The sequence below is a fragment of the Natrinema sp. CRL1 genome, from assembly GCF_059162405.1.
The window spans coordinates 1-17,444 of sequence record NZ_JBLVOY010000014.1 but is presented as its reverse complement, the minus strand read 5'-3'; the positions used below and the strand labels follow the sequence as shown (position 1 = coordinate 17,444).

The following is a 17,444-nucleotide window of genomic DNA, read 5'->3' as shown; positions in this document are numbered from 1 at the left end:
TTAGCTAACTGAACGACTTTGCTCGTGAAGCGGGAAATTTTCGACATGGACATCGACGGTTTCCCGCTTCATCTTTCTAGTTCTGACGGTTGAAGCCGACGCCGTACAGCGATTCACCAGAGCCGTTCAATCCGTTCGTGACTCGGCGAGAGAGTATGACCGACGCCGAGATCAGGGCGGCGATGTTCGAGAAACTCGACAACCGCTGTCGAGCCGTCCAGACGGAGTTCGTCCAGAAGGTGCCAGGGTGGTCTGTCCGTCGACTGACTACGGTCGAACTATTCGTCCTCTCGATGGACTTCTGGAACGGAGAAGAACACGCCTCCGATGATGATTCGTCTTCGATCCGCGAACAGCCCGTGATCGATCACGAACAGAGGGTCGACCGATGAATCCCATTCTCTTGGTCTCGATCCATAGTGCGTTACCTGATCCAGAAACGCAGGCCGGTCTTGCACTGTATCTGGGTATCACCGCTGCGCTAACATTGCTCGCGAAGATCGCGTGGGATCACTGGCGTTCAGAGGAGGTCGAAGAGGTCGAACTCGCTGATTTGCTCGAGGGCGACCTTGTTGCAGAAGGACTCGAGGAAGGTGCATTACTCGATGACGTTGCGGAACAGCACAAACACGCAATCGCGCCGGCTGCGATCGAGTGGGGGACCCGTACCGCACGCGTTGGCAACCAGTGGACGTCCACGCTGTACATCGCCGACTATCCCGATTATCCGAAAGACGGCTATCTCAACGAACTGTTCGAGCTCACCGATGTCGAGTTCGACCTGACGGTCCACATCACGCCGAAGAATCAACAGCAGGCACGCGACGAACTCCAGCGAGTCGCAGACGACCTCCGAGCTGATGCGGACCTCGAGCGAAGTGTTCGTGGTGCGTATCTCCAAGAACGAGCCGGCGAAGCGGTCTCGACGTACAAGAGCGTCGAGAACGGCAGTCGCGTGTTCGATCAAGGAACGTTCGTTACGATCCGTGCGGAGTCGCGTGATCAGCTTCGGGATGCCGTCCGGACGGTCAAGAGCCGACTCCGCGAAGAACCAGCAGGGCTCACACCGAAGACGGCCATCTGCAAACAGGATCTCGCAATCCAAGCGGCGGCACCGGTCGGGCCGAATCCCGTTGGTCGAGAGGCGACCGCACTCGGCGGTGCTATTGGGGCATTGTTGGCGTCACCGCACAACGCGACGATCCTCGAAGATGACGGCGTCGAGTTCGGCGTTCACTGGAAGAATCAGAGTCCGGTCGTGATCGACCCCTTCGCTCGCGAGAACGGATACGCGATGTTCACGATCGGAGATCCCGGTTCTGGGAAGTCATTCGGCTCGAAGCAGAACTTCATCCGCTCGATCGAGGACAGCGAAGATCGAATCGGGATCATCCTCGAGCCGCTGAACAACTGGGCGGGTGTCGCCGAAGCGCTTGGCGGAGAACGGATCACGATCGGCGGGAGCATGGGACTGAATCCGCTCGAGATCAAGCCGACCCCCGAACGTGTTCAACGGGCGATGGGCGAGGATGCCAGTCCCTACCGAGAGAAACTCGATAGCGTGATGAGCTTCCTGTCGAACTACTTCGCCCTCCGCGGGATCCAGCTCGGTGATCGACGAACGACGCTCGAGACGGCGATCGAAGAAGCATACGCTCGGCAGGGGATCACCGACGATATCGCGACCCATCACAACCAGAGCCCGACGATGCGCGATGCCCTCGATATCCTCGAGGAGATGGTCGCCGATTCCGAGGAATACGTCGTTCGAACGCACGAAGAGGTCCACAAGATCCGCGAGGACGCAACGTGGCTCATCGACCAGTTACGACCGTTCGACGAGGGTGGACGCTATGAGAATCTCGGCCGGGAAACGGAGTTTGATATCCGAGACGAGAAGGTGATCTACCTCGACCTCGCCCAGCAGGAAGGGAGTCTCGGCGGCAGTACGAGCCTCATCATGCAACTGCTGATTTCGGCGGTCTACGAACGCGCAAAGGAGACGGACAAAGAGGTCGTCTTCGTTATCGACGAGGCTCGGTATATTATGCAAGACGCAGCGAGCCTCGAGTACCTCGAGATCGTCTTTCGGCACCATCGCCATCACGATCTCTCGATTCGCCTCGTGACACAGACCGTCGATGAATTCTTCCAACATCCCGAGTCGGAAGCGATCATCGACCAGTGTGCGATCAAGCAGTTCCACCATCTCGACGGAATGGATCGTGAGTGGGCCGATGAGTTCGGTCTGAATTCCGCGCAAATGCGCTTCGTTCAGGATGCAATCCCTGGTAACGATTTAGCGGGGTATTCGGAGGCACTCGTTGGCGTCGACGGCGAATGGCGTGGTATCGAGGTTCGGGCGTTAGACCACGAGAAGAGAGTTATCGACTTCGATCCGAAATCACAGTCTCGATCCGAATTGCCAGGTCAGTCTACCGAGAGAGCAGGTGTTTCTGACCGCACCAGGGGTGGCGGTCAGAAGAGAAGAGGCCTCTCTGACTGAGACTCATGATAGACGAAAACGCAATTCCAGAACCGCTGTGTTCTCGAGACCAGTGGATCTGCTGGGAGCAAACCGAACGCAATGGAGAGACGACGAAGGTTCCGATCGATCCCCGAACAACAGGGTTCGCATCGACCACGAACGATCGAACGTGGAGTGATCTCGAGACTGCGCTCGAGTCTCTCAACTCGGATACGACGGCAGCCGATGGGATCGGGTTCGTATTCACAAGCACTGATCCGCTCGTTGGGATCGATTTGGATGACTGTCGCGATCCAGAAACCGGACGGCCAACAGAGCAAGCAAAGACCATTATCGGTCAGTTGGACTCGTATACGGAAGTCTCGCCGTCAGGGACTGGCTACCACGTGTTGATCCGTGGAAAGCTTCCAGCGGGTCGCAATCGACGTGGACATGTCGAACTGTACGATCACGCCCGATACTTCACCGTCACCGGCGATCATGTATCGGGAACGCCAACGCAAATCGAACACCGGCAAGACGAACTCGAGGCGATTCACGCAGCGCACGTTCATAGGATCGACGAGGATGTTCAGGAGACGCCACCGAAACCTTCGTCAGAGCCGGGTTCGGAACCAGTCCTTTCGGACGACCAATTGCTCGAGAAGGCACGAAATGCATCGAATGGGGACAAATTCGAGCGTCTCTGGAATGGGTCGACCATCGGGTATACGAGCCAGTCGGAAGCAGATATGGCGTTGTGTTGCCTTCTCGCGTTCTGGACTGGTGGCCATGCCGGCCAGATGGATCGGCTGTTTCGGCGATCAAACTTGGACCGGCCAAAGTGGGATGAAACCCACTACGCCGACGGCTCCACGTATGGTGAGAAGACGGTTACTCGAGCGATCGAACACACGTCTGAGTTCTACGAACCGTCCGAGACGACACAAGACGAAACGCAGACGCACAGTGATGGATCGTCTCGAGATCGTGAGTACGTGTACCTCGAGAAGAAGTTTTCGCTACTCCGAAAGCAATCCACGTCTCTCGAGGCGCAACTAGACGAAAAGACCGCGCGTATCGAACGGTTAGAGCGACGACTCGAGACATACGAGGGAAGACTCGCGACTCGAGAGAAACCGCCAGACCCCTCGAAAGCGATTCAGCCACGATCGATTTGGGATCGCCTCTGGAGAATCGCAAAACGGTGAGTGACCGCAGAGATATTCGCGTTCCCTATCAGAAACTGAATAGCCAATTCTGAATTAGCCTATCTGAGAATAGGCTATCACACTTGACGATGTAACCAATCATGCCTGACAGATGGCGTCGTGTTAGTCAACCAATAATATTTCTGCACACCCTGACTGTCGAAAATATCTGAGAGGAGTAACTACTGATCGATTCGCTTGTGGCTGATCACGGTGCTCTCTTTGAAGACGATCACGACCGCGGCCGGTTCACGATTGTCCTCGTCCTCGGTGAGTGCAACCGTCGTGGTATCGCCCTTCGATACTGTTTCGTAGTCGTCCCAGCCGCGCGGCTCACGGCTATTCGGTTCGAGAACCACGCCAAGATCGTCAGCATTGATCTCGTCGCCCCCTGTATGCTCGACAACCACTTCCGCGTCATCGGACTTGTACTCGATATCGAACTCGGTGTTCGGACTGACAACGTGGGTCGTCACCTCCCGAGGCTCCTCGGGGACGACCCACTCGACCGTGAGTTCAGTGCCGGTGTCGACATCGCCGAGAGCGACCTCGTCACCAGTCGTTAGTGTTTCATATTGATCCGTCGGCTGGACATCGGCCGACTCGCCGTCGACGAGGAACTCGAAGTCGTCGGCATCGCGATCATTCCGTTCGCGATAGACGGCGACAAGACCGTCGTCGCGTTCTTCGATAGTAAATGCTTGCCGTGGCTCAGGGGTAAACCAGAAAATCGACTGGCTGGAGGCGTAGTTGTCCCCCTCTCGAGTTAGCATGACGGAGATCTGGTCCGTGACATCGACATCTTCGATCACGACACCGTCTCCTTCGGTCAGGGTGTCGTACTCCTTTGAAAACATCGCTTCCCCGTCTGTGGACCCGGTTCTACTGCCAGCGTGATCGACTACCAGCCCCGAGGGATCTGCAGGCTGTGTGCCCGTATAAACGATTTCAACTTCTTGGGCGTCGTGATCGTAGGTCGCCGAGAACGACTCTCGACCAGCGACGAGGCGACTGAGCCCGTATTCGGTGTCTTCGGACCCCTTCCAGACGAGCTCGACCATCGTGAACGGATCCACATCAACACTCACATCGTCACCTGGTGCGAACGTCTCGTATTCGTCGAGCGGCTGTGCTGTCGCCGACTCGCCATCGACTCGGAGTTCGAGAGTATCAGCGTCAATCTTGTCGCCTTCTTTGTGGTTGGCAACGGCTTCGCCTTCACTGTGGTCGTACGTGAACTCGATGTGCGCGTTCGGACGAAGGACCGTCTCCTCGATGACGACGGGGTCGTCTGCGTCGGGCTCGAGCCATTCGACAGTCACAGTTGTACCGTGTGATACCTCTCCCAGTTCCACCTCGTCGTTTTGCTCGAGGGTCTCAGTTTGGTCGGCAAACTGAACAGCGGCTGGCTCCCCGTCGATCAGGACGCGGAAGTCAGTAGCATCACGTTCTTGGTCTCCCCAGTACCGAGCGACTAGCGTATCTTCGTGGCGGGTTAGGTGCATTCGCGGCGGTCGAACGTGGACGTGGACCAACGACCGCTGTCCACGGTTCGGGTTAGCCGGGGATGCTAACTCGAGGGAAACTCGGTCGTTGAGCGTCACATCCTCGACCGTGATCGTGTCGCCTTGTGTGAGTGATTCAGACGCGATCTCGACGGACGATCGTTCGGCGGTCGTCGATCCCTGATTTGGAGAACGGGTGCCCTGCTGATGGACCAACTCGAGGAGATTCGAATCAGCCTCGAGTTCGCCAACGTACGTGATCTCTACCGTGTCCGTCTCGGGATCGTGGCTCGACTCGAAGGATTCCGAGCCGACGAGCATCGTATCGTAATAGTAGTATACGTCGTCGTCCTCATCGAACCAGCGAAGACCGACATCGGCGATCGGGCCGGTCTCGAGTTCAAAGGAATCCCCATTAGTGAACGAGTCGTATTCATCGGCGAGTTGCTCGTCTGCAAGTTCGCCGTCAACCCACACCTCGAGCTTGTCGGTGTCGATCGATTCGCCATCAGTGTGTTCGAACGTTACGATCCCCTCATCGGCGTTCGATCGAGCACGGACGCGTGCATCAGGTGCCGCCTCACGATCGTATTCGGGTGGCTGATCGACGACTGCTTCGACGTGGACAAAATCGTCATCTCGATTGATCGTCGTCTCGACGAACTCACCCTGTTCGACGCGCTCGAGTTGTTCTACGACCCAGTCATCATCAACGTCGGCGCCCGATGCGAGTTCAAGGACGAATTCCGATTCGGTCGTTCCCGACCGCTCCGTCGGTGGTTGGTCGAATCCAACACCGAGCGATGTGATTTTGTCACCGAGTTCGAGGTAGTTGACTGTCTCAAGATCCGGGAAGAAGACGACGTAGGCCACAGAGCCGAGCCGTTCGAAGGTGGGTTTGGTTGCCTCAGGGCTGGTAAGAATCGTGTCGGTCTCTCCAGTGGCAGTCTTGACTGCTGTCTCGACGACATCGGATGGATTTGTTTCGGAGGCTGTGGCGACGATCAACTGTCCGTCTGCGGCTGCGAAGGCCTTGTCGTCTTCTAAATTGGCAATTTGCCATCCGTCCCGTGTCTCCGTGTTATCGGCGTCTCCTTCTGGTTGATCAAACGAGCCGGTTGCGACGCTGAGTTGGGTGTTCCCGTTCGCTGTGAATACTGAGAAAACGTCCGATATCGCGTCGTGATCAACTTTCTCGTCGATTTTCGCTACGTCGTCTAAGACTCTTTGTGTCTGATAGTCCTGCTCATCCGCTGCCGTTCCATCGACGTTGGCATAGTGCACTCGGAGATAACTCGTCTCGAGGGCCGAATCTGCAGGAACCAATTCAAGGATGGACTCGAAGTCGGAGGACAGCACTGGCTTGCTTCCCTCAGTGGTCTCGTCGGTTGTTGCGGCCGTATAGCCGGAGAGAGCGATCGTTGCAACGGTACCGCTTCCGACAAGCATTTCGCGCCTTCGCATAGACTGACATTTAGGACAGATCATATTTAAATCACTTGGAGGATGAAATGTCTCTTTCAGCGAGACCATGATGATAGCACACCACATGGACATTCACTTTCTCACAGCTATCGAGATAGTCGTAAATCGGCCGTCCGGCTCTTGGAGATCCGATTCTTAGCTTTGCCACTCTCGAGTTTGTCTTGAATTGCTTATCCTACGCAAAAAGACTATAATCCAGACATGGCTTATCGCCAACGAGATGCAATCAACAGATGGCTCTGTAGCCCGCGACTCTGTGCTTGTCGCTCTCGAGGGGAGCGCCTGTGCGTTTTGTGAGGAGGGGAACTTCTGCAGGGCAGTTTCAAGGGAAACGACGCGGTAATCTGTGACGTCTGTGAGACGCCGGGCGCACAAATGTGGTAACGTTGTGACTCAGCCAGTTCCCTTTTCGAACGAAAATATGATGCCGCCGTACACTCACCAGACAGACAATGGCTACTGACGGCGGTCCGAATTCCCTTTCGGACGCCATAGCGTCGTTTCTCGAGGACCGCGACGACGGCGAGCACGCGCTCGAGGCCGTCCTCGCGGCCGACACCGATCACGAGACTTGGACGTTCGACGATATCGAGCTGGATTCGGGAACGTTCGGCGAACTGGTCTCGCGCGGGATCGTCGAAAAGGTCGACGGTGCGTATCGGGTTGCAGACCCCGAGGCCGTCGAAGCAGGGATTGCAGGCGAGGAGTTCCAAGCAGAATCGGATTCAGTAGTTGCCGGACGTGGCTTCGATCTCGGACGGTTCTGGACCAGTGATCCTCGAGCAGTGATTGCGTTAGTTGGGGCGTTGTTCGTCGTCGCCGGTGCCAGAATGACGGCGTTTCGATCGGTCTTTCAGCAGGGCTACATCGTCTCGCCCGCGAACGATCCCTATTACTTCCGGTACTGGATGGAGCAGTTGCTTGCACAATCATCGGGGCCTACGGATTTCGATGTTCTCACAGAGGCGTCGGGTGCTGTCTTCGGGACACGGCCGTTCGCCCACGCGACGAACTGGTTTCTCGCCGAACTACTCGGCGGCGGACAAGGAGCCGCCGAGACGGTCGCGGCGTGGCTGCCGATTGTCGCGTCCGTCGCGCTCGGGCTTGTGATCTACAAGTGTACCACCTTGCTCACTCGAGACGTTCGGGTCGGCGTCGCCTCCGTTCTCGTCTTCGCCGTGACGCCGATCAACGCGGTCTACACGGGACTTGGATTCATCGATCACCAACTTCACCAGTACTTCTGGCTCGGCGTCACGCTCCTGACGCTGACGTGGCTCGCCGTCGATCTGCAACGGCGACTCGAGCCCGCTGGCGACGGTCAGGCGGCCGTTCGGGACCATCTTCAGGTACCCATGACGTGGCTCGTCGCCGCCGCGTTCGGACTCTCGGTTGCGGCTGGGATCCACGCGTGGGGCGGCTCGCCATTGTTGTTGGTCCCGCTTGCGGCGTACGTCGGGTTACGGGTCGCACTTGATGCTCGAAAAGGAATTTCACCGGTGTGTGCGAACCTGCCGTTGCTTATCGGGCTCGCAGTCGGAAGTGCGCTCTCGCTCGCCCTGCACCACCGCTGGGGCTGGCACGCAGAGTTCGTCGCGACCACGCCGGCGCTGGTCCTCGGCGGCGCGATCGCCGTGGTCGCGCTCGGCGAACTATGGCAGCGGCTCGATGTACATTACGGTGGCTTGCTCGCGCTCGAGGGACTCGTCGCGGCCGGGGGACTCCTCGCATTTCGGCGGCTCCAGCCAGAGGACTGGGCGGAAGCGATGACCCGCGTCGACGACCTGTTCTTCCGCGAGGGGGCGACCGAGACGGCTTCGCTGTTTTCGACGGAGTACGCCGTCTTCTTCGGGCCGATGTACCAGCTCGGCATGGGGTTTTACCTCGCACTCGTCGTCCTCGGCTGGGTCGCGTGGATCGTCGCGCGCCGGTACGAACCCGGCTGGCTGCTCGTCGGGACTTACACGGGGTATCTGCTCGTGCTGGCGGGCATTCAGGTTCGCTTCGCCGGGCAGTTGGCGATCCCGCTGGCCGTACTGACCGGTCTGGGAGTCGTCCAATTGCTCGCGGTCGTCGACCTGGCACGAACACCGATTCCGTTCCGCGATTCGGATACGTCGTCTTCGGAGGCTACTCGAGGTCATGATGGTATCGCCGCCGACGGTGGGCAGTCGCTCGAGCCCCCAATTTCAATTCCTGATGGCCGAAAGGTCGGGTACGTTCTCGGTATCGGCTTACTCGTTTTCGGGCTGAGTCTGATCTACGTGCCCGGGCTGACGGCGGACGTAACCCACAGCGAGGCACAGGTTGAGGCCGCTGGAGCGATCGACGACCACGCCGAGGCGGCGAACCGGACCTACCCCGAAAACTTCGTACTCAGCGAGTGGGGCGACAACCGGATGTACAACTATCTGGTAAACGGCGAATCGCAGAGCTATGGATACGCCCAGAGCAATTATGGGGAATTCCAGTCCGCCACCGATCCAGATAGCTGGTACGACCGATTCAACGGCCGGGTCGGCTACGTCGTCGTGACCGATGTCGACGGGGAGACACCAGCCGAGAGCGCGCAAGCGCAGTTACTCGAGGAGCAGGGTGCGGGCGGTGACGACGGGAACGGACTCGTGCACTATCAGGCGATTTTCGTCAGCGACAATGCTGCTGCGTTTGCCGTGGTTCCCGGTGCAATGCTCGAGGTGAGTGGAGAGCCGGGCGCGAACGTGACTGTCGGGACCGACGTATCGGTGTCCGGTGAGTCGATAGCGTACGAACGAACCGTATCTGTGGGCGACAACGGGCAGGCGACAGTGACAGTTCCGTACGCCGGCGAGTATACGGTCGGCGATCGAACGGTGACCGTTACCGAAGGGGACGTGCTGAACGGGAGTTCGGTGGCACTCGAGGAATGAGCGCCCGCAGTCCAGTATCTTTTTAGAAGATCTCTCACTCAGTGGCTCGCTCCCGTTACCGACTTATACGCGGAGCAGGCGCAATACCACGGCCTTTAGGCCGTGGATACGCGCCGTCACTCAGTGTTACATTCCACCGTCAATAGCACAGTCCGAGTTTCCAACCCTGACTTTCAAGTAGCAATAACCACTACACGTCGGTAAGGTCAGGTCGGAACGGAGCGGATTCCGAACGACCGTCGGAGGCGGCCTGTCCGCCCTCGTAACGAGGCAGTATCCGAAACGCCGACGTGATGAACTCGAATCCTCGAAGGGTTCGCCTGTGCCCGTCGGTCGAGCAAGCCTGAAGATAACTCCGACTCTGGCGACGTGTCAGCGGCCCCCTGCTGGCAAAAACAACAGATGGGAGCCAACGACACCGAGGATAAGAGTAACGGCAGTTTGGCACTGCCAGTCAGCCACCGACCACGACGACTGGGTTAGACGGGTTCCCGCAAAGTGGCGGCGTCCGTGGTTGCGAACCTGAAACTCCCACCGCTCGGGATTCCTCCGCGTGAACGCGGAGGAGGATGTCAACTGTGTCTCTCGTCCGTTTCAATCGGTATTGTCTGCCGAGAGAGCGTACTCGTCGACCTCAGACATCATAGACCGGCCGTCTCGAGTTCTCATTATCGTACCGGAGGATCGTCCCACGACCATCGGTGTATCCATAGTGAAGCGCATAGCGGTACCCACTCGGGAACTGTCGATCCTCAGTTTTGATGATCTTCCGACGGATGACACGGTCACCAACCCGGTCCTCTACCTCTTCGATGCTGGCTGGCTGGACGCGGGGTTGTTTCGGTAACCAGTCAGAAAACTAAGCATCAAATTCCGTGAATTAGGATCCTACGGGACATGAATAACAGTATAAGAGCCTGCGCTTCCATCAAGACGATAATGAGCCGCTGGAAGTTGCTCGTAGACACCTTCGGCGGGAGACCTGCCATTCTTGTCCTCGGTGGGCTTTACGTCATCTCGAGTGTTGGAGTGTACAATAGAGAAGTGGCAAGCGGCACGCCCATTTCGAACGCCCTCTTTCTCGCGTTTTTCGTCTTTGCTCCAGGGGTGATCCTTCTCGCTGGTGGATACTGGATGCCACGGACTACCATCAACTCGAAGTTCTACCCAACGGTGACCAACTGGTGTATAAGTGCGATCGCACTATTGAGTGGCCTGCTCACGGTGTATCATCTCTCTCCAAATGCCAGTATCGACCACCCCATCCAAACAATTTTCATCATTACGGGGTTCGTTGTCGTCCCGGCGTTCATCGGTGGAATTTCCGGAGCAAAGTCAAAAACTAGAGCGTTTGATCTCGAACAACGTAATCAGGAACTCCGAAAGGCACACAACAAGGTTGAGGAACGTGAGGCTGAACTCCAGCACGTTCAAGAACGCATGGAGTTTGCGTTGATTAATACCGATGCCGTAGTGTGGGAGTGGGACGTTGAAAACGATCGGGCGTCGTACTACCCTACTGAAGAACACCTGTTTGGCACCACTATCGAAAATTGGGAGGACTTTGTCGCCGTAATCCATCCAGACGACCAAGACGCGGTCCAACAAGCACTCAATGAGTCTCTCGAAACCGGCGAGCCAAAGCACGAGGAGGCGCGTATTGTTCGGAATGGTGAGGTTCGGTGGATCGAAGCCCCTGGTCGACCAGTAACCGACGGTGACGGGGCGACGCGGATGATCGGCGTAGTACGCGACATAACTGACCGTAAAACGTTTGAAAAACAGCTACAGTCCTCGAATGAGCGGCTCGAACAGTTCGCCTACGTCGCATCTCACGACCTCCAAGAACCGCTCAGAATGATCATGAGCTATCTCAACCTCCTCGAAGACCGCTATAGCGGCGAGCTCGACGATGATGCTCATGAGTTTATCGAGTACGCCGTCGATGGCGCGGAGCGGATGCGGGAGATGATTCAGGACCTCCTGACATACTCTCGGCTCGATACTGATGCTGAACCCTTTGAGCCTACGAATGCTGAGGCAGTTGTCGATGACGTCCTCGATAATCTTAAACTCCAAATTGAAGAGACCGATGCCGACATCATCATCGGCGAGTTGCCAACAGTGGAAGCTGACGATAACCAACTCAAACAGGTGTTTCAGAATCTCGTCTCAAACGCTATCAAGTATCGGGGCGGCGAGAGGCCGCGGATCGAGATACAGGCCACACAAAATAAGGAGATGTGCCGATTCAAAGTCACTGACAACGGCATCGGGATGGATCCTGCGTACACGGACCAGATTTTCGAAGTATTCAACCGACTCCATAACAATCAGGAGTACCCCGGAACAGGGATCGGTCTGGCACTCTGTAAAAGAATTGTCGAGCGACATGGTGGCGATATCTGGGTAGAGTCAGAACCCGGGGAAGGCTCGACGTTCTCCTTTACCATTCCGCTCGTCGAACAACCGGCTGATTAAGCGAAGAACCTTTGCTGATACTCAACCATGTAATATCAATGACCAACCATCATGACGGCGAGCCAATCGATATTTTGCTCGTTGAGGATAATCCCGGCGACATCCGGCTTACGGAGATAGCATTCGAAGATGGATGCATCAACAACAATCTCCACGTGGCGATGGATGGTGAGGAGGCCCTTGATTTCCTCTATCGACGGGGAGCGCATGAAACTGCACCCCGTCCAGACATTGTTCTCCTCGATCTAAACCTCCCGAAAATCGACGGGCATCAAGTACTACGAGAAATCAAAAATGACGAGGAACTTCGACGGATACCCGTGGTTATTCTCACAAGTTCCGAGGCGAAAGGTGATGTTGTCGAGAGTTACGACCTCAATTCAAACGCGTATATCACGAAGCCGGTGACATCCAAAGATTTCATCAAACTCGTCGATACGTTTGAGGAATTCTGGTTTACGATCGTGCGGCTCCCACCGAAGTCGGAGTCAAGTGATGAGTAGAACCACTGTATGCAGTACGCTGTTTTCGCACTATTGGTGAAGTAGATGGTCGCTCCGTTGACATCTTTATCTATACCTACCGTAGGTGATCCTAAACCTATTACTAAAGAAGCTCTCGCTGCAATCTGTGACGCCGTGGACTACGAGATTGACACAAACCGTCTTCCTCCCAAGTCACAGATGCGGGCAGGGATTCTCTGGAAAATTGGTGTGATAGATGAAGATAGTCCAGATAAAACAGAGGGTCCCTTCCGCAAGAACGAACTCAAATCTATCGCGGATTCGCTTCGAAGTGAGTAGTGATCGTCTTTTAGGTCGTCTGATAATCTGATTAGTGGATGTGAGAGCCGAATCAGCCACTTGTAGCGGCGACAAACAACATGAGAAGGAACAGTGCCACGCCCAATGCGACGAGATGTAGGGAGGCAGTACCTGTGAAAGTAGTTCGGATGCGTAGCTCTGCGGCAACCATGAATGCCGTGACGGCACCGAGAAAGCCCAGAATCGATCCAAAGACGCTTGCGGTATACTGTGCGCGGACGGCTGGCCGATCGAGTGTGTAGTGGAATGCGAAGAGATCGACCCATGGTGAATCGTGCAACGCGAGCAACTCGGTCTCGTAAATCGGCGCGATATGGTGGAAATCGGGACCCAGTCCCCAGATTCCACCAAGTGCGACGAGACACACCGGTATCCACGGCGCCAATCGATATCGGAGCGCGATAGGTGTTATCAGTAACAACAGGAGCGATGCGCCGACGAGATAGTGGGTGATTGCAGGTGCCATCAGTGTGCACCGGTTATGAGGCCGGTCGAACGAACTGGTTCGACAGTCACAGGCTTCAGTAAGAGCCCTGTAATGGCCGGGGTGAGTAAGCTCGAGGCCGATGTTCAGTACAGTCCATGGACAGCTGTCGTCTCCGGTATGGATGCCCGAGACCGTATTCGGAAGTGACCGCCGAGGACCGCTCGAGAGACCCACCAACAGCTACCCAACCTCCTAATCAACCGCCTGTGTGATGTGTGGGTGTTGCGTGCTGAGAGAGTTAGCCTCTCTCGAGGGTGAGTTTCACCCGGTGTCTACAGTTAGCCGTGGACGCCAGCTGTCTCCGGGTTTTGGTCCGGTTTGCTCGAGTCCGGGATCTCACCTGGGATTGCTGCATCGGTGGGAAGTACGAGCCGACGTTCGGTGTACTCGAGACCGTTCTTTCGCTCGGTTCGTTTGCGAACTGTAACCCGATGATTTGAGAGATCGAGCAACGCGTCGATTGTCCGGGAGACGAGCTTCTTTGCATACGTCTCGCTCGTTCCTGGTTCTTGTCGGCGGATCCAGTGTTTCAGATCACTTGCCTTGGCGTATTCTTTGATCCCTTTGCATCCGGACACCCACGGGTCGTCACCGACGCTCGAGTCGGTCCTTGCTCTCCACAGCTTTGCAGCTAACCGTGTTGGCAATGCATTTGCCGTCGAGCGAAGCATCTCCTCGTCCATTCGGGAAAGTTGCTGGACTGGCAGCAAGTCACCATGGGCGAGTGTGACGTTTCCACCGCGGTCGAGTGGATCGGCCGACTCGGGGAGCCGGTAGTACGTTTGGTCGTCGTCTTTTGTGATCCGTTCGAGACGACCGCCATCAACATCGATTTCACAGCGATCCACAGTCTCTGCGAGGAGGTGTGCTCCCTTCTCGAGTTCGCGCGCTTGGAGCTCCTCGATACGCTGTTTATTCACTCCCGATCGCTTGCGCGCGGCATCTGTGAGTGCGTCGAGCCGACCGGTCTCCTGTTCGCAGTCCTCGAGACGGTTACCAAGGTGTTTGTTTGTTTCCTGCAGGTTTGTTTTCTCAGCCTCGAGTCCCTCGAGTTTGTCTTGGGTCTGTTCGAGATCACCCTCGAGCGTGTCGACGCGTTCGGTGAGTCGCTCGTTTTGTTCGTGAAGATCATCGATCGCCTGTACGAGTGTGACGATATCGACCTCACCGTGGGCAGGAGCGTTACTCATCGGTATCGTCTCCTTCCAAATGGGTGTGAGATGGTGCAGTCTCTTCTTCGCCGTCACTGCCGAACGAGACTTCCTTGAGGTACTCGATGCCGACTTCTCGCCACTGAGACTCGCATAGCTCGAATTCGATGCGGGCCCACGAGTATTCTCCTTCAGGTTGGGGTTCGAAGACGAGCTTTCGCATTGGGCCACGGACCGGGGTCCATTGGAGCGAGAATTCGTCTCTCATTGGTCCACCTGCTCGAGAATCTCGCAGTAGACGCGTTCAAGGTCGCCTGGTGTGATCGGGTACTCGAGTTCGAGTGTGACCGTGACTCGGTTTTCATCAGTCATTGGCGGTCACCCCGCGCGGTGTGCATCTCAGCGAAGATTTCCTTGACGTTGAGATGGATCGGACGGTCTGTCCAGCCTCGGACCGAGTCGACGTATGTGACCCACCTTTCGCGATCCTCCGTTTGCTCGAGTTCTTCTCTATGGTTGAGTTCGCCACGGACGCGAAACCAGTACACTCCCGCATTGGCGGGAAGGAATCGTTCAGCGTGGTCTGGCGTCACGTAGACGGTGTTTGTGGCCTCATCGACGTGATGGTGGTATCCCTCGCCATCTTTTCCGAGGTAGCCATAGTAGCTTCCTGATTGCTCGAGGATGATGTCGTCCTGCTGTGCATCCGAAATCGTTTCGTGTGTAGTAGTCGTAGTTGACATTGCCTTGCTCAAGGCACAGGTCCGGTGCTGGAACACCGGGCCACAGATATTCTGTAGCTTACTCTGCCTCTATTCTACAGAGGTGCTGTTATTCGCTTATAGTTTACTATCGTCAACTACGATGGAATAGACAACAGTAATGCTCTTGCCCCTGTGAAAACAACAATCATCTATGTCGATACACAACCAGCAATCAATGGGCCTTGACCGAAAGGAAATTGACAATAAGATCCTCGATATCTTAGTAGAAGGACGAAATGTTCCTTCAAACATTGCCGATGAATTAGATGTGACACGACAGTATATCCAACAAAGATTACAATTACTCGAGGCAGCCGGCTATGTTGAGAATATCGGTCGTGGAGTATACGAACTCGTTAACGATCCACGAGAGGAAGATACGCAGTGATTTTGAGCGTGGACATTCATTCTATTCCGATCCGCTGACTCTTCAAGACTCATCAAGAAGCAATTCTACCAACACTCGGCCTATATCATTCAAAGTTGTCTAAATCAGTACGTCCGCCTCGAGATTTTTTTAATATCCTTGCAGCCGCGTTTCCAGAGGTTGTTGCCAACGGGCGAATCGGCTTACGCCCGCCAAGGTTTCACAGCAAGTCGTGTCGGGAGCGAATTCGTGGCAGATCGACGCATATCCGCGTCTATGTGGACGTGTTGCTAGATCGGTAGAAGATTACCGTGGGCGAGCACGGTCGGTCCAGATCAGCCCAATGGATCCTCGTAGTCCGGCAGGCGGTAGTAGCGCTCTCCGTCCGTCTTGGTGACCCGCTCGAGCGTGTCTTCGTCGACATCGATCTCGTGGACGTCGACGTTCGCCTCGCGGAGGTGTGCGCCCTTCTCGAGTTCACGCGCTTGGAGTTCCTCGAGACGCGCCTTGTTCGCCCCCGTTCGGTTGCGGGTGGCCTCCGTCAGCGCCTCGAGTCGCTCGAGTTGGGCCTCGCCCGTCTTGAGGCGATCGTCGAGACCGGTATGGTCGGTCTCGAGGGACTCGGTTCGGGATTCGAGTTCGTCGACGGTGCGCTCGAGGGCGTCCCGCTCGGACTCGAGCGTATTCACTGTGTCCTCGAGATCGTCGATACGGGTCGTGAGTCGGTCGTGTTCCGCACGGAGGGTTTGGAGTTCAGTGAGGAGCACCTCGAGAAGGTCGTTCTCGAGTGGCGCGTGCTCTCCGGCGGCCTCGCGCAGTCGCTCCTCAAGGGACGGGTCAGTCATCGAGTTCGTCCTCCGACTCGGTCGTGTCGTCGCGCTCGTGTCCCGTCTCGCCGTCGTCTCGTCGCTACGCTTCGCGGAGGGCCTCGAAGGGACCACTGACCCGCTCGATCCCTCCAGATCGTTCGTCGTCCGTTACGCGTCGCTCATCGTGCTCAAGGAGGTGCCGTCGGAGATACTCGATCTCCGCCCGAAGCTCGCGGCAGTGGCGCTTCGCTCTCAGTCTGGGCATCGGCTCGAGCGTCGGGTCGTCTGTGACAGTTTCGAGTAGCTCCGTCGCTTGGGTATCGATTTGCTCGAGAATGGTTCGGTAGGTGATCGACTGTACATCGTCCCGTCGGTCGGGGCTTTCATTACCCCATGAATCGTCGTTTGTCATGGCTTCCGTAGGCTGGTTACGGGAGCTTCTCGCGGACTGGTGGGGCTAACACCGGTCCGCAACTTCCGAACCCGATAGCGACGCGTTCGTACTGTTGCTTCCGTACAGCTTACCAACAAATCCTGAATACTTATACATTATCGTATTTCCGCTACTACTGGATACAATATGTGATGCTCAATGCGAGAACCAACCCAAGTTAATGCTCATCAGCGGGACAACAGCGTCGAATGCGCCCCCGTCCGGAGTGGATGTCTCTGAAAGATGGCCTCATTCTCGAGTTTCTCGAGGAGCACGACCTCGAACTTCCTGCGAAGCCACTCTACCAAAATTTGAATCGGCACGGCCACGAGATCGGGTATTCGACTGTGAGACAGCGTCTTCGTGAACTCGAAGACCACGAATTAATCGAAAAAGTCGATGAAGCAGGCTACTATCAAATTAGTCGGCCGTGGTGAATCGCCAGACGGTGCTTGATTTCACTGGTTCACGGCCTGCGTGATGTTGTAAACTGCACACATCAAGACGAGTTCTCGAAATTCGCCGTACCAGGTTCGCGCACGCACGGCGTC

The 17,444-nt window shown here is 56.3% G+C and carries 15 protein-coding genes and 4 pseudogenes; 10 read left to right on the top strand and 9 right to left on the bottom strand.

Annotated features, from left to right (window positions below; all coding sequences use genetic code 11):
• Positions 1 to 125: 125 nt before the first annotated feature.
• The 3 genes and pseudogenes from ACJYUO_RS21720 to ACJYUO_RS21710 all read left to right on the top strand — a co-directional run.
• Positions 126 to 392 (top strand): annotated as a pseudogene (locus tag ACJYUO_RS21720) (TraC-like domain-containing protein); the annotation flags it as partial.
• Positions 389 to 2,506, top strand: coding sequence for a VirB4 family type IV secretion system protein (locus ACJYUO_RS21715; RefSeq protein WP_494347389.1), 2,118 nt, complete (start codon positions 389 to 391; stop codon positions 2,504 to 2,506). The pseudogene ACJYUO_RS21720 and the gene ACJYUO_RS21715, both read left to right, overlap by 4 nt.
• Positions 2,507 to 2,511: 5 nt before the next feature.
• Positions 2,512 to 3,678 carry a phage NrS-1 polymerase family protein gene (locus ACJYUO_RS21710; protein ID WP_494347388.1) on the top strand — a complete coding sequence of 389 codons (1,167 nt, stop codon included), beginning with the start codon at positions 2,512 to 2,514 and terminating at the stop codon, positions 3,676 to 3,678.
• A 182-nt stretch (positions 3,679 to 3,860) separates the two neighbouring features.
• Here ACJYUO_RS21710 and ACJYUO_RS21705 read toward each other — a convergent pair whose 3' ends face one another.
• Positions 3,861 to 6,647: a type IV pilin N-terminal domain-containing protein gene (locus ACJYUO_RS21705; RefSeq protein ID WP_494347387.1), complete on the bottom strand. Its 2,787-nt coding sequence runs from the start codon at positions 6,645 to 6,647 to the stop codon at positions 3,861 to 3,863.
• A gap of 330 nt (positions 6,648 to 6,977) precedes the next feature.
• Between ACJYUO_RS21705 and ACJYUO_RS21700 the strand changes: the two genes are divergently transcribed.
• Both ACJYUO_RS21700 and ACJYUO_RS21695 read left to right on the top strand, forming a co-directional pair.
• Positions 6,978 to 7,052, top strand: coding sequence for a hypothetical protein (locus ACJYUO_RS21700; protein ID WP_494347390.1), 75 nt, complete (start codon positions 6,978 to 6,980; stop codon positions 7,050 to 7,052).
• Between the two features lie 68 nt (positions 7,053 to 7,120).
• Positions 7,121 to 9,577, top strand: coding sequence for an MFS transporter (locus ACJYUO_RS21695; RefSeq protein WP_494347386.1), 2,457 nt, complete (start codon positions 7,121 to 7,123; stop codon positions 9,575 to 9,577).
• 661 nt (positions 9,578 to 10,238) lie between these two features.
• Here ACJYUO_RS21695 and ACJYUO_RS21690 read toward each other — a convergent pair.
• Positions 10,239 to 10,391 (bottom strand): annotated as a pseudogene (locus ACJYUO_RS21690) (toxin-antitoxin system TumE family protein); the annotation flags it as partial.
• Between the two features lie 125 nt (positions 10,392 to 10,516).
• Here ACJYUO_RS21690 and ACJYUO_RS21685 point away from each other — a divergent pair.
• The 3 genes and pseudogenes from ACJYUO_RS21685 to ACJYUO_RS21675 form a co-directional block, all read left to right on the top strand.
• A complete protein-coding gene (locus ACJYUO_RS21685; RefSeq protein ID WP_494347385.1) occupies positions 10,517 to 12,058 on the top strand; it encodes a sensor histidine kinase in 1,542 nt (513 codons plus the stop codon).
• Positions 12,059 to 12,096: 38 nt separating this feature from the next.
• Positions 12,097 to 12,561 carry a response regulator gene (locus ACJYUO_RS21680; protein WP_494347384.1) on the top strand — a complete coding sequence of 155 codons (465 nt, stop codon included), beginning with the start codon at positions 12,097 to 12,099 and terminating at the stop codon, positions 12,559 to 12,561.
• A gap of 102 nt (positions 12,562 to 12,663) precedes the next feature.
• Positions 12,664 to 12,861: pseudogene (locus ACJYUO_RS21675) on the top strand (hypothetical protein); the annotation flags it as partial.
• Between the two features lie 52 nt (positions 12,862 to 12,913).
• Here the strand turns inward: ACJYUO_RS21675 and ACJYUO_RS21670 are convergent.
• The 4 genes from ACJYUO_RS21670 to ACJYUO_RS21655 all read right to left on the bottom strand — a co-directional run bounded on the left by ACJYUO_RS21670 (position 12,914) and on the right by ACJYUO_RS21655 (position 15,263).
• Positions 12,914 to 13,348 (bottom strand): hypothetical protein, encoded by a 435-nt coding sequence (locus ACJYUO_RS21670; protein WP_494347383.1) that lies wholly within the window; start codon positions 13,346 to 13,348, stop codon positions 12,914 to 12,916.
• A gap of 299 nt (positions 13,349 to 13,647) precedes the next feature.
• On the bottom strand, positions 13,648 to 14,559 hold the full coding sequence (locus tag ACJYUO_RS21665) for a DUF8008 family protein (protein ID WP_494347382.1): 912 nt from the start codon (positions 14,557 to 14,559) through the stop codon (positions 13,648 to 13,650).
• Positions 14,552 to 14,743, bottom strand: a complete 192-nt coding sequence (locus ACJYUO_RS21660; RefSeq protein WP_494347381.1) for a hypothetical protein — start codon at positions 14,741 to 14,743, stop codon at positions 14,552 to 14,554. Before ACJYUO_RS21660 ends, ACJYUO_RS21665 begins: the two co-directional genes overlap by 8 nt.
• Before the next feature lie 145 nt (positions 14,744 to 14,888).
• Positions 14,889 to 15,263, bottom strand: a complete 375-nt coding sequence (locus ACJYUO_RS21655) for a hypothetical protein (protein ID WP_494347380.1) — start codon at positions 15,261 to 15,263, stop codon at positions 14,889 to 14,891.
• 172 nt (positions 15,264 to 15,435) lie between these two features.
• Between ACJYUO_RS21655 and ACJYUO_RS21650 the strand changes: the two genes are divergently transcribed.
• Positions 15,436 to 15,672 (top strand): winged helix-turn-helix domain-containing protein, encoded by a 237-nt coding sequence (locus tag ACJYUO_RS21650; RefSeq protein ID WP_494347379.1) that lies wholly within the window; start codon positions 15,436 to 15,438, stop codon positions 15,670 to 15,672.
• Between the two features lie 314 nt (positions 15,673 to 15,986).
• On the opposite strand, the gene ACJYUO_RS21645 is transcribed toward ACJYUO_RS21650, so the two are convergent.
• The gene (locus ACJYUO_RS21645; protein WP_494347378.1) at positions 15,987 to 16,496 is read right to left on the bottom strand and encodes a DUF8008 family protein; all 510 of its coding nucleotides are present in this window, start codon (positions 16,494 to 16,496) and stop codon (positions 15,987 to 15,989) included.
• 64 nt (positions 16,497 to 16,560) lie between these two features.
• Positions 16,561 to 16,872 (bottom strand): hypothetical protein, encoded by a 312-nt coding sequence (locus ACJYUO_RS21640; RefSeq protein WP_494347377.1) that lies wholly within the window; start codon positions 16,870 to 16,872, stop codon positions 16,561 to 16,563.
• A gap of 251 nt (positions 16,873 to 17,123) precedes the next feature.
• Between ACJYUO_RS21640 and ACJYUO_RS21635 the strand changes: the two genes are divergently transcribed.
• Positions 17,124 to 17,330, top strand: coding sequence for a winged-helix domain-containing protein (locus tag ACJYUO_RS21635; protein WP_494347376.1), 207 nt, complete (start codon positions 17,124 to 17,126; stop codon positions 17,328 to 17,330).
• Positions 17,331 to 17,351: 21 nt separating this feature from the next.
• Here the strand turns inward: ACJYUO_RS21635 and ACJYUO_RS21630 are convergent.
• A pseudogene (locus ACJYUO_RS21630) lies at positions 17,352 to 17,444 on the bottom strand (IS5/IS1182 family transposase); the annotation flags it as partial.